Origin of the sequence: Bradyrhizobium sacchari, from assembly GCF_002068095.1 — a bacterium.
GTDB classification, from domain to species: domain Bacteria; phylum Pseudomonadota; class Alphaproteobacteria; order Rhizobiales; family Xanthobacteraceae; genus Bradyrhizobium; species Bradyrhizobium sacchari.
The window spans coordinates 175,534-187,086 of the sequence record NZ_LWIG01000010.1; the positions used below are offsets into that span (position 1 = coordinate 175,534).

At 64.6% G+C, this 11,553-nt stretch carries 11 protein-coding genes and 3 pseudogenes; 2 read left to right on the top strand and 12 right to left on the bottom strand.

The annotated features are described in order from the left end of the window. From A5906_RS44425 to A5906_RS14465, 12 genes and pseudogenes are all read right to left on the bottom strand, one after another. Nucleotides 1-101 (bottom strand): annotated as a pseudogene (locus tag A5906_RS44425) (gfo/Idh/MocA family oxidoreductase); the annotation flags it as partial. Continuing rightward, nucleotides 98-874, bottom strand: a complete 777-nt coding sequence (locus tag A5906_RS14420; protein WP_080135850.1) for a FadR/GntR family transcriptional regulator — start codon at nucleotides 872-874, stop codon at nucleotides 98-100. The gene A5906_RS14420 and the pseudogene A5906_RS44425, both read right to left, overlap by 4 nt. 35 nt (nucleotides 875-909) lie before the next feature. Beyond that, nucleotides 910-1,047 (bottom strand): annotated as a pseudogene (locus tag A5906_RS41380) (sugar ABC transporter permease YjfF); the annotation flags it as partial. Next, nucleotides 1,041-1,151: pseudogene (locus A5906_RS41385) on the bottom strand (sugar ABC transporter substrate-binding protein); the annotation flags it as partial. The pseudogenes A5906_RS41380 and A5906_RS41385, both read right to left, overlap by 7 nt. Nucleotides 1,152-1,696: 545 nt before the next feature. Beyond that, nucleotides 1,697-2,869, bottom strand: a complete 1,173-nt coding sequence (locus tag A5906_RS14430) for a fumarylacetoacetate hydrolase family protein (RefSeq protein ID WP_080136117.1) — start codon at nucleotides 2,867-2,869, stop codon at nucleotides 1,697-1,699. A 94-nt stretch (nucleotides 2,870-2,963) separates the two neighbouring features. Then, nucleotides 2,964-4,022 (bottom strand): YeiH family protein, encoded by a 1,059-nt coding sequence (locus tag A5906_RS14435; protein WP_080135852.1) that lies wholly within the window; start codon nucleotides 4,020-4,022, stop codon nucleotides 2,964-2,966. 111 nt (nucleotides 4,023-4,133) lie between these two features. After that, complete coding sequence (locus A5906_RS14440) at nucleotides 4,134-4,352, bottom strand: hypothetical protein (protein WP_063195904.1); 219 nt, start codon at nucleotides 4,350-4,352, stop codon at nucleotides 4,134-4,136. A 167-nt stretch (nucleotides 4,353-4,519) separates the two neighbouring features. After that, the gene (locus tag A5906_RS14445; protein ID WP_080135853.1) at nucleotides 4,520-5,233 is read right to left on the bottom strand and encodes an ABC transporter ATP-binding protein; all 714 of its coding nucleotides are present in this window, start codon (nucleotides 5,231-5,233) and stop codon (nucleotides 4,520-4,522) included. Next, the gene (locus A5906_RS14450) at nucleotides 5,230-5,985 is read right to left on the bottom strand and encodes an ABC transporter ATP-binding protein (protein WP_080136119.1); all 756 of its coding nucleotides are present in this window, start codon (nucleotides 5,983-5,985) and stop codon (nucleotides 5,230-5,232) included. The genes A5906_RS14445 and A5906_RS14450 overlap by 4 nt, the downstream gene beginning before the upstream one ends. Before the next feature lie 132 nt (nucleotides 5,986-6,117). Continuing rightward, a complete protein-coding gene (locus tag A5906_RS14455) occupies nucleotides 6,118-7,137 on the bottom strand; it encodes a branched-chain amino acid ABC transporter permease (protein ID WP_080135854.1) in 1,020 nt (339 codons plus the stop codon). Then, complete coding sequence (locus tag A5906_RS14460; protein WP_080135855.1) at nucleotides 7,134-8,036, bottom strand: branched-chain amino acid ABC transporter permease; 903 nt, start codon at nucleotides 8,034-8,036, stop codon at nucleotides 7,134-7,136. Before A5906_RS14460 ends, A5906_RS14455 begins: the two co-directional genes overlap by 4 nt. Before the next feature lie 88 nt (nucleotides 8,037-8,124). Further along, complete coding sequence (locus tag A5906_RS14465) at nucleotides 8,125-9,384, bottom strand: ABC transporter substrate-binding protein (RefSeq protein ID WP_080135856.1); 1,260 nt, start codon at nucleotides 9,382-9,384, stop codon at nucleotides 8,125-8,127. A gap of 175 nt (nucleotides 9,385-9,559) precedes the next feature. Between A5906_RS14465 and A5906_RS14470 the strand changes: the two genes are divergently transcribed. Beyond that, on the top strand, nucleotides 9,560-11,053 hold the full coding sequence (locus A5906_RS14470) for an AMP-binding protein (protein ID WP_080135857.1): 1,494 nt from the start codon (nucleotides 9,560-9,562) through the stop codon (nucleotides 11,051-11,053). Beyond that, nucleotides 11,050-11,553: TetR/AcrR family transcriptional regulator (locus A5906_RS14475; RefSeq protein WP_245326735.1), on the top strand; the 504-nt coding region annotated here is incomplete at its 3' end. The genes A5906_RS14470 and A5906_RS14475, both read left to right, overlap by 4 nt.

Genomic DNA, 11,553 nt, shown 5'->3' on the forward strand with positions numbered 1-11,553 from the left:
ACCGCCGCGAGCGTTGCGCCCGGGGTCGCCGCGATCGCGCCGACATGCTGGTCGCGCGCGATCTTGCCGAAGCCGACGATGGCGATGCGAAGGTCCGTCACGCTTGTTCTCCGGTATCGGCGGACGGCGGCGACTCGGCCGGCGCGGTCTCGATCACCGTGCCCTCGTGGCGGCGCATGCCGTTGTGAATGACGTAGATCATGGCCTCGGACGCGGCGTCCGCATCGCCCGCGGCGATGGCATCGACGATCTTCTGGTGCCAGAGCAGCACGGTGTCGCGGTCCTCCGGCTCGACCGGGGCGCTGAGCAGGAACGAGGCGCGTAATGCTGCTTCGATGACATGGCCGATCGAACGCATGAACAGATTGCCGGAGGCACGCGCCACGCCAACGTGGAGCGCGAGATCGGCATCGGCAAACCCGACCGAGTCGGAGGCTTCGCGCCGCATGCGGTCCATGCTGCGGCGGAGCTCGGCGACATCAGCCTCGGACCGCTGCGCCGCGGCGAGCATCGCCGCGCGCGGCTCGACCGCCAGACGAATCTCGGCGAGGTCGTTGAGGAAGCGCTTGTCGATGCCGGCGTCGAGATGCCAGGCCAGCACATCCGCGTCGAACATGTTCCAGGCGCCGCGCTCGCGCACGACGGTGCCGACCCGCGCCTTGGTGGTGAGCAGGCCCTTGGCGACCAGCGTCTTCACGCTCTCGCGCAGCACCGGCCGCGACACGCCGAACATCGCGATCATCTCGGCATCGCCGGGCAAGCGCGTCCCTTCCGCGTAGCGGCCAGCGATGATGTCGACGCCGATCGAACGGGCCACCTCCGCGTGGTTGGAATGGGCCCGCCGGGTCGGGATGACGACGATGCGCGAGGTCATGACGCCACTCCTGCGCTCTTGGCCACTGGCCGGCGCGCCAGAGAGTAGCCAGCGCTGGTATAGAAGAAGACAATGCCGGCGAGACCTGCGAGCACGCTCGACAGCATGTAGGTCTCGATCGTCATCTTGCCGACGGCCACGCGCATCAGGCTCGCGCTGATCCGGCTGCCGCCTCGCCTTCCTGCGCGCTGCCTGAGGTGACGGCTGTGAGATAGAGCTCCGTGCCGGACGGATCGAGGTCGCGCAGCACGACCGGAATCCTGGCCTCCAGCGCGAGCGGCAAGGCGGCCATGGCGCTGGCCGCAAAGAGGGCTTTGGGGGTCATCAGGCGTGCTCCCAAGATGTTATCCGGGGCGCCGATTGGTAGCATGGCACCCGCAAGCCGGCCCTTAGGGGCGGCGGAAGGCACTATTTCACGGAAGACAGGTTCCGACTAGTCATATTATTTGACTATTTAGCGGAAAAGCGCGTCGGGGGCCGAGGGTGGTTCTATGACACGCTCGGCGCGATTTTGTTCCAGCGATGCAACGGGGAGATGAAGGAAATTATGCGGCGGTGGGGACCAGCGGGGACGATGACAGATAGAGGCGCAACTTCTCCTCCGCGTCATTGCGGGCGCAGCGAAGCAATCCAGAATCTATCCGCGGAGGGACTCTGGATTGATTCGCTGCGCTCGCAATGACGGTGTGGGTGGAGCGCTGCGTGTCTCAAGCAGATCGACTGGGGGTGAGTCCCCCTCACCCGCCACGCTTCGCGTGTCGGCCTCTCCCCGCATCCGCCTGCGCTGAAGCTTCGGCGGACAAGCGCATAAGAGGGAAGAAGCTAGATCAGCTTCCGTTGCGCGAGGTTCTTCATCAGCGCGCCAATCCCGAATGTCCACGGCTCGCACTCGTCGCTGGTGCGCATGCGATTGACGAGCTTGCCGAGCTGCGGGGCCGAGATCGTGACGATGTCGTCGCGCTTGTGGGTGAAGCCCTGCCCCGGTGCGTCGCGATCCTTCACGGGTGCGAACATGGTGCCGAGGAAGAGAACGAAGCCGTCGGGATATTGATGGACCTTGCCGATGGTCTGCGTGACGAGATCGGTCGGATCGCGGCTGATCTTGCTGATCGAGGAATGGCCATCGAGGACGAAGCCGTCCGTGCCGGTCACGCTCAGGCTGATGTCCAGCTTGCGCGCATCGTCGAGCGTAAAAGTGTCGTCGAACAGGCGCAGCAGCGGACCGATCGCGCAGGACGCATTGTTGTCCTTGGCCTTCGACAGCAGCAGCGCCGAACGGCCTTCGAAATCGCGCAAATTGACGTCGTTGCCGAGCGCGCCGCCGACGATCTTGCCGCGGCTGGAGACGAACAGCACCAGTTCCGGCTCGGGGTTATTCCAGGTCGATTTCGGATGCAGGCCGGCATCCATGCCGGTGCCGACCGAGGACAGGGTCGGCGCCTTGGTGAAGACCTCGGCATCCGGGCCGATACCGACTTCGAGATACTGGCTCCAGGCGTTCTGGTCGATCAGCACCTGCTTCAGGTGCATCGCCTGGTCCGAGCCCGGCTTGAGTTTTGACAGGTCATCGCCGATCAGCCGCGTCACTTCTTTGCGGATCGCTTCGGCCGAGGCCGGGTTACCCTTGGCGCGCTCTTCGATGACGCGTTCCAGCATCGAGATGGCGAAGGTGACGCCGGCAGCCTTCAGGGTCTGGAGATCGACCGGTGCGAGCAACCACGGCTTTTTCGGGTCGCGGCCGTCGGGCGCGGTGTTGGCCACGATCGCTTCGAGATCACCGATGCGTTCGCCTTTGGTCGAGCCAAGCGCCTTGGCCGGATTGTCCTCCTCGCACAGCGCGCTGATGGTCGGAAATTTTGCAGTGACGTCGAAGACGCCATCCCCGCGCACGGCGACGACGGCCGGACCGTTGACCTGCGGCAGCCAGACACGGCCGGCCAATGTTCCCCGCGTGCCATCCTCGGGGAGAAGGTCTTTTACAGTCAATGTCGTCATGCCGGCGTCCTCGCTGTTTTCAGATCGGCCGCAGCCGATCACATTGGCGACGACCAATAAACGTCTGGCGGGGGAAGTCCAGAGAGCGCGGCCCCTACTTGAACCAATGCACTAGCGCGATGCTGATGCCGAGCAGCAGCATCAGCGACAGCGTCACGGCTGCTGTCACGCGGCCGCCGACATTTGCCAGCACCCGCACGTCGACGCCCAAGCCGAGCGCCGCCATCGACACCACGGTGAGAAAGCTCGTGATCTTCGTCACGGGACCAACCACCGTGGCCGGCACGATCTCCAGGGAGCGCAGGGTCGCGAGCGCGAGGAAGCCGAGGATGAACCACGGGACCAGGCGGAAGAAGCCGACGCTGGTCTTCTTGGCATCGCTCTGCCAGCGTGAGACGACGAGCGACAGGCCGACGACGACCGGGCCGAGCATCAAGACGCGCATCAGCTTCACCAGCGTGCCGATCTGCGTCGAGATGAGGCCGGCCGGCACCGTTGCGGCCAGCACCTGCGGCACCGCATAGACGGTGAGACCGGCGAGGATGCCGTATTGGGTGGCGGACAGCTGCAGCAGCGGGATCAGCAGCGGCAGGCCCAGCACCATCATCACGCCGAGGATCGCGGTGAAGGAGATCGAGGATGCGATCTCGTCATTGTTGGCGCCGATGATCGGCGCCACCGCCGCAATCGCCGAATTGCCGCAGATCGAGTTGCCGCAGGCAATGAGGATAGACAGGCGCTTCGACAGGCCGAGCAGCCGGCTGAGGCCGAAAGAGACGCAGAGCGCGACGACGACGACCGCGGCGATCGACGCGAGCAACGCGATGCCCGACGCGGCGATGGCGGCAAAGCTGATGGAGGCGCCCAGCAGCATGACCGCGACTTCAAGGAGCTGCTTGGCGCTGAAGGCGATGCCGGCCTGCCAGCGCGGAGCCGGCTTCCAGAAACTGCGCACGGCCATGCCGAGCAGGATCGCCATCACCAGCGCCTCGACATAGGGATGCTCGAACACGCCCAGTTCCGCCCGCTCCAGCAGGGCCGAGACACCGGCAACGAGAATGCAGAGGAGAATGCCGGGAATCAGCGCCGCAATCCGGCTCGCGGCGGTGGCCGGCTTGGACTCGGCCGGGCTGGATACTTGATTCTGCGACACAAATCTCTCCCAGAGGAGAAGGATTTATACGCACAGCGATCCGATTGGGGAATAAGTTTTCGGCATATCAGGGCCGAGAGAAGTTCTCTCCTCGGCCCGGAATAATCGGGCTCAGAAGATCAGGTTCTTGGCGAGCGAGGCGACGCGGCTGAAGCCGTCATAAATGCCTGGTTCGAAGAAGGCCGCTCGCGCCAGCACGATGCCCGCAACCAGCGACCAGAACAGCGTGGTGCCGGCCCGCAGCAGGAGTTTTGAGGCGCGCGACTTCGGCTGGGCGTCCGTTGCGGACACCAGCTGCTCGCCAAAGGGCTCAAATCCAGTGCGTTCCATGACCGTCGCCAATCCATCAAATCTGACGGGAATGTCGTCGTTTCGGGCCCAAACGGCAATGGAAGCGATTGGCGTTTTTGCGCCTCGGAGGGAAAACTCCTTCCTCCGCGCACCCCCAGGACAATAGTTTTCTTCTTTCGGCCTATTTGCGCACCGGCGCCCCGGGCCTACAGGGCCAGATAACGCCGCCGGATCGCGTCATTGGCCTTCAGTTCTTCGATCCCGGCGGCATAGACGATCTGGCCCTTGTCGATGACCGTGGCGTGGCTGGCGAGGCCCAGGCAGAAATGCATGTTCTGCTCGGCGATCAGCACGGTCGAGCCGAGCTGGCGCAGCTGCCGCAAGAGCTCGCCGATCCGCTGCACGATGATCGGCGCCAGGCCCTCACTCGGCTCGTCCAGCAGCAGCAATGCCGGGTTGCCCATCAGCGTCCGCGCGATCGCGAGCATCTGCTGCTCGCCGCCGGACAGGCGCCCGGCAATGCGGTGACGCAGCGGCTCCAGCAGCGGGAAGACCTCATAGATGCGCTTGATCGGCCATTCGTCCTGGCCCTCCGGCCCCTTCTTGCGGCCGATGACGAGATTGTCCTCGACCGTGTGCTCCGGAAAGATCTGACGGTCCTCCGGCACGAAGCCGAGACCGGCGCGCGCGATCGTATGCGGCTTCTGGCCCGAGATCACCGCGCCGCGCAGGCGCACCTTGCCCCGTCGCGGCGGCGCGAGGCCCATGATCGCCTTCATGGTCGTCGACTTGCCGGCGCCGTTGCGGCCGAGCAGCGCCATGGTCTCGCCCTGCCGCACCGAGAGGCCAACGCCGAACAGGATCTGGCTGGTGCCGTAATAGACGTCGAGATCGGCGACTTCGATGACAGCTTCGCTCATGCGGCCGCCCCCGCATGCTCGGTGCCGAGATAGGCCTCGATCACGGCGCTGTTGTTGCGGATCTCGTCGGGCGTGCCGGTGGCGAGGATGCGGCCGTAGCAGAGCACGACGATCTTCGGAGCGATCTTGAACACGATATCCATGTCGTGCTCGATGAAGACGACGGTGATCTTCTGGCTCTCCCAGAGCTCGCGCACCTTGTCGATCATGCGCCAGCGCTCCTCCGGGCCCATACCGGCGGTCGGCTCGTCCAGCAGCAGCACTTTTGGTTCGAGCACCAGCGCGAGCGCGATGTCGAGGAGCTTCTGGTCGCCATGCGAGAGCGTCGCGGCGGTGCGGTTGCGTTTGCCGGCGAGGCCAAGGAGCTCCATCACCTGCTCGGCACGGTCGCGTGTCTCGTGCAGCGGAAAGCGCTTGTGCAGCACCGCGGAGGTGCGCTGATCGGCACTGACGGCCCCAAGCATGGTTTCCTGCACCGTCAGCGACTTGAAGATGCTGGCGACCTGGAAGGCCCGGCCGATGCCGTGACGCACGATCTCCGGCGGCGAGCGGCCGGCGAGATCGACGCCGTCGAGCAGCACCTTGCCAGAGTCTGGTTTCAACGCGCCGGTGATCAGGTTGAAGAAGGTGCTCTTGCCCGCGCCGTTCGGACCGATCACCGCCGTGAGCGAACCGTCGGGGAAATCCAGCGAGACGTCGTTGGTCGCCTTCACACCGCCGAAGGATTTTGCGAGGTTGCGGATCTCAAGCATGGTGCGCCTCACGCCGTTGTCTGGCACCGTCATTCCGGGATGGTCCGTCAGGACCAGACCCGGAATCTCGAGATTCCGGGCTCGCACGCCGTGCGCCCCGGAATGACTGCCCAATGGATATATCGAGCATGACTAGCGCCCCTCGCCTGTCTCGCGCCGGTGCGCGTACCATTCGGCGACGAAGTCGAGCAGGCCCTTGCGCAGGCCCAGCGCGAAGAACAGGATGACGATTCCGAGCACGATGCCGTGGTACTCGGTGAACCGCGTCACGGTGTCGTTCAGCAGCAGCAAGAGCACGGTGCCCACCATCGGGCCCAGGAAGGTCGAGACGCCACCGAGCATGTTGATGAAGATGGCTTCGCCCGAGATGGTCCAATAGGCGAATTCCGGATAGGCGCCGGAGACAAACAGCGCCATCACCATGCCGCCCATGGACGCGAACAGCGCCGCCAGCACAAAGACAGTCAGCTTCGCGCGCCAGACGTCGATGCCGAGGAAGCTCGCCCGCGCGGCATTGTCGCGGATCATGCGCAGGGTGTAGCCGAACGGCGATTGCGCGATCTGGCGCATCGCGAGCAGGCCGAGGATCAGCAGCGCACAGCTCGCGACATAGAGATGGATGTGGTTGGCCAGGTTGATGCCGAGGAATGCGGGGCGCGGGATGCCACCGCGCAGGCCCTGGTCGCCCCCGGTGAAGGACGCCCATGACAGAATGGTCGAGTGAATCAGCATCTGGAAGGCGAGCGTGACGAAGGCGAAATAGATCTCCTTCAGCCGCACGCAGATCGCGCCGATGACGGCGGCGACGAGCGCCGTGATCGCCAGCGTCGCGATAAAGGCGACCGGAATGGGCACGCCGAGCTTCTGCATGATCAGGCCGAAGCTGTAGGCGCCCAGGCCAAAGAACATGCCGTGGCCGAACGAGGTCAGGCCGGTGTAGCCGACTAAGAGATTGAGCGAGGTCGCGAACAGGCCGTAGGCCGAGCAGCGGATGACGAAATCGAGCAGCGCCTTGCTGCTGGTGAACAGCGGCAGGCTTGCCAGCACGGCGAAGGCGATCAGCGCAATCAGCACATCGCGATAGCGGTGAAGCGCCGCCCCACTCTGCACCGGCGCTAGTGTTCGCGCGCGGCCGGCCTCGAGCTCGGTCATGCCACCTCCTTGCCGAACAGGCCGGTGGGTTTGGAGACCAGCACGATCACCATGAAGAGGTACATCAAGCCTTCGGTGAACAGCGGAAAGCCGAGCGAACCGAACGAGCGGATGAGGCCGAGCAGCAGCGCACCGATCAGAGCGCCTAGGATCGAGCCCATGCCGCCGATCACGGTGACGATGAAGGACTCGATCAGCACCGAAAATCCCATGCCCGGCGTCAGCGAGCGGACAGGCGCTGCGAGCGCACCGGCAAGACCCGCCAGCATGCCGCCGAGCGCGAACACGCCGCCATAGATCAAGCCGGTGTTGATGCCGAGTGCCGAGACCATGCCGGGATTATGCGCGGCGGCGCGGATCACCTTGCCGATGCGGCTGCGCGACAATCCGATGCCGAGCACGATGGCCACGACGAGCGCAACGCCGATCAGCAGCAGGTAATAAGGCGGCACCACGCCGCCGGCGATGAACAGCGGCATCACCTGGAACGCCGACGGCATACCCATCGCCTTGAACTCCGGCCCCCAGATGACGCGCACGACATCGTCGAAGATCAGCACGAAAGCGTAGCAGACCAGAAGCTGCATCAGGACGTCTGCACCATAGACGCGGCTCATGAAGACGCGCTCGAAGATCAGGCCGAGGATGGCCGTGCCCGCAGCACCCGCCAGCATCGCCAGCGCGAAGCTGCCGGTGAGCTGGTAGGCCGTCATCGCGAAATAGGCGCCGAACATATAGAAGGCGCCGTGGCTGAAATTGACCACTTTGAGCACGCCGAAGATCAGCGTCAACCCGACCGCGACCAGGAACAGCAGCATGCCGATGATGAGCCCGCTGGTGGTTTGCGTCACCAGGCAGGCGGAGCTGGAGAGACAGCCGGCGAGCGCGTCGAGATCCACGGGAGCACTTTCATTGTCGTGCGCCTGATGTGGCGCCAAGGCCAAACGAAAAGGCGGAGACGATCGCCCGCCTCCGCCGCACATCAGATCAGGCGTAGCCCTTGCTCTTCTTCCACTCGGCCTCGAGCTCGAAGATGGTCTTCCAGTCGCCGGCCTTGACCTCGGGCACGTAGGGCTCCTGCGGGATCGTGGTACCCCAGCCGATGGCGTAGCCGACCAGGGTGTGATCGTCGCCGCGCATCGTCACGGTGCCGTCGGCGCCGAACGGGCATTTGATGGTGAGGCCCTTCAGCGCCTCCGCAATCTTCTTGCCGTCGGCGGAGTTCGCCTTCTTCGCCGCTTCCGCCATCAGCATGATGGCGGTGGCGTTCTCCCACGACCAGTTGGTCGGATATTCATTGTACTTGGCCTTGTAGGCATCGCCCCAGGCGGCATTCTCAGGCGTGGTGGGGAACGTCTTGATGTAGCGGTTGCCGGAGTGGATGCCCTTGGGCAGGTTCTTCACCACGGTGAGCGCGGTGTAATCGGCCATGTTGACCGCGAACACCTCCATCTGGCCGAACATCGCGTAGATGTTGGCCTGGTCGATATAGGAGGTGAGATCGCCGCCCCACAGGCAGGAATAGAGCGCCTGCGGTTTGGCCTGCAGGATCTTGGTGACCACCTCGGTATAGTCGGGCTGGAACAGTTTTGGCCAGGACTCGCTGATGATCTCGACATCAGGGGCAAAGCGCTTCAGGTACAGCGTGAACTCCGCCGTGGTGTCGCGGCCATAGGCATAGTCGGGCGAGCAGGTCGCCCATTTCTTCAAGCCCTTCGCCTTGGCGATCGCCGCGGCATAGCTGCCGCCGACGATGGAATCGTGCACGCCCTGTCGCGCGGTCCGGAATGCGTTGGGGATGTGCTGCTTGGGATCCGCGGTGAGCGCCGAAGTCTCCGAATTGGTGTGGATGCAGAACACGCCGAGATCGCGCGCGACCTCATGCACCGCGAAGGCGCCGGAGGACGCTTCGGCGTCGATCATCAGCTCGCAGCCGTCGGTGTTGACGAGCTCACGCGCGACGCGGGCGGCTTCCTGCGGCTGGCCCTTGGAGTCGCGGATCACCATCTCGATCTGGCGGCCGGCAAGACCGCCGGCGGCGTTGACCTTCTCGACCTCGAGCATCACCGCATTGCGCGAGGACGTGCCGAGCTGTGCGACGCGGCCCGAGAGGATCGTCGGCATGCCGATCTTGATGGTCTTGGCCTGGGCGCGCGCCACCCAAGGCGCGGCAAATGTCATCGCACCGGCGCCCATCAGCGCCAGCGTTGAACGGCGGCTGATGCCCGGCATGCGGGTTCTCATCATTTTCCCCTCCCTCTTTCGGGTCGGCGTTTTCCTGGTCCCTTGCCGGAGATCGTCTCGTCTCCGTGTTCCCAAGGATTTCAGAGGCTGGGGGGTGACGTCAAGCCAAAGATGAATTACGAGTCAGAATTCATCAGACGAGGAAGCGAGGCCGACAATTGGCCCGAAACCAGCGGAAATGATCAATCTGTCGAGCTTCATCGCCTTCCATGCCCGGCGCACACCGGTGCGGCCCGCGCTGAAATACCGCGGCGAGGAGATTTCCTATGCTGCGCTCGACGCGCGCATCCGGAAATCGGCCGGCTGGCTCGCCGCGCAGGGCATCGGCGCGGGCGACGTCGTCGCCGTGCTGATGAAGAACAGCGCGGCCTTCCTGGAGCTCGTCTTCGCCACAAGCCATCTCGGCGCGGTGTTTTTGCCGATCAATTTTCGTCTTTCGCGCGACGAGGTCGCCTACATCGCCGGCAATGCCGGCGCGCGGCTGCTGATCGTCGATGAGGAGTTGGCCGCGAACGCCGCGGGCGCACGGATCGTCGTGCTCGATGAGGCCGCACAGCGGAGCGTCACGCATCTGGCAGGCGAGGCACCACCCGCCACCATGCACGTTCGTCAGCCATCCGACCTGATGCGGCTGATGTACACGTCGGGCACGACCGACCGCCCTAAAGGCGTGATGTTGTCTTACGACAATTTCTACTGGAAGTCGGCCGACCAGACCATCGCGCTCGGCCTTGGTGCCGACACGCGCCTTCTCGTCGTCGGCCCGCTCTACCACGTCGGCGCACTCGACCTCCCCGGCATCGCCGTCCTCTGGCACGGCGGCTTCATCCGCATCGAGCGCAATTTTGAGCCTGAGACCGCGCTCGCGGCGATCGCCGAGGACAAGCTCAATGCCGCCTGGTTCGCGCCCGTGATGACCACGGCGATGCTCACCTGCCCAGCGCGCGACCGCTACGATGTCTCCACCCTCAAATGGGCGATCGGCGGCGGCGAGAAAACGCCCGAAGTTCGCATCCGCGCCTTCTCGGAGCTTTTTTGCAACGCGCGCTACATCGACGCCTATGGCCTCACCGAGACCGTCGGCGGCGACACCTTCATGGAGGCCGGGCGCGAGATCGAGAAGATCGGCTCCACCGGGCGCGCCATCGCCCATATCGAGATCGAAATCCGCGCCGAGGACGGCAGGACGCTGCCGCCGAATGTCAATGGCGAGATCTGCCTGCGTGGTCCCAAGATCACGCGCGGCTACTGGAAGGATGCCGAGAAGACGGCCTCCGCCTTCTTCGGCGACTGGTTCCGCAGCGGCGACGTCGGCTATCTCGACGACGAGGGCTTTCTGTACCTGACCGACCGCAAGAAGGACATGATCATCTCCGGCGGCGAGAACATCGCCTCCTCCGAGGTCGAGCGCGTCATCTACGATCTGCCTGAGGTGCGCGAGGTCGCGGTGATTGGCCTCTCCGATGCGAGCTGGGGCGAGCGGCCCGTCGCGATCGTCGTGCTCGCCGAAGGTGCAAGCCTCGAGCTCCCTGCCCTCACCGAGCACTGCCGCGCACGGCTGGCGAGCTTCAAGGTACCGAAACAGCTGATCATCCGTGACAGCCTGCCGCGCAACCCAAGCGGAAAGATTCTCAAGCGCGTGCTGCGCGCCGAGCTGGAGACGTCTGAATGAATCAAGCGAATGCCAAGGTCACGAAGCTCAACCGCGTCGAGCGCAATGCCTGGACCAAGCAGAAGATCTTTGACGCCGCGACCAAGATCGTCGGCAAGCATGGCTATGCCGAAGCCTCAGTTGCCCGCATCACCGAACAGGCCGGCGTCGCGCAAGGCACCTTCTACAATCATTTCGAGAACCGCCAGGAGCTGCTCGACCAGTTGCTGCCCAAGATCGGCCTCGACATGGTCGCGTTCATCCGCGCCCGCACCGGCAATGCGCACGCGGCGCGGCAGGAGATCGAGCGCTTCTGCGCCTTCTTCGACTTCATCCGCGAGGTCCCGGAGTTCCTGCGCATCCTCAACGAGGCCGAGTTCTTCGCGCCGATTGGCTATCAGAAGCATCTCGACAACATCTCGGTCGCCTATGTCCGCATCCTGCGCCGGGCGCGCCTTGCGGGCGCGATCGAGGATTACAGCGACGAGGAGTTCGAGGCGGTCGTGCACATGCTGATGGGC

What these genes read in the sequence shown, in the direction of transcription:
- A5906_RS14420 (WP_080135850.1), bottom strand. Translation starts at nt 874, where the DNA reads ATGACCTCGCGCATCGTCGTCATCCCGACCCGGCGGGCCCATTCCAAC.
- A5906_RS14465 (WP_080135856.1), bottom strand. Translation starts at nt 9,384, where the DNA reads ATGATGAGAACCCGCATGCCGGGCATCAGCCGCCGTTCAACGCTGGCG.
- A5906_RS14430 (WP_080136117.1), bottom strand. Translation starts at nt 2,869, where the DNA reads ATGACGACATTGACTGTAAAAGACCTTCTCCCCGAGGATGGCACGCGG.
- A5906_RS14470 (WP_080135857.1), top strand. Translation starts at nt 9,560, where the DNA reads ATGATCAATCTGTCGAGCTTCATCGCCTTCCATGCCCGGCGCACACCG.
- A5906_RS14450 (WP_080136119.1), bottom strand. Translation starts at nt 5,985, where the DNA reads ATGCTTGAGATCCGCAACCTCGCAAAATCCTTCGGCGGTGTGAAGGCG.
- A5906_RS14455 (WP_080135854.1), bottom strand. Translation starts at nt 7,137, where the DNA reads ATGACCGAGCTCGAGGCCGGCCGCGCGCGAACACTAGCGCCGGTGCAG.
- A5906_RS14445 (WP_080135853.1), bottom strand. Translation starts at nt 5,233, where the DNA reads ATGAGCGAAGCTGTCATCGAAGTCGCCGATCTCGACGTCTATTACGGC.
- A5906_RS14440 (WP_063195904.1), bottom strand. Translation starts at nt 4,352, where the DNA reads ATGGAACGCACTGGATTTGAGCCCTTTGGCGAGCAGCTGGTGTCCGCA.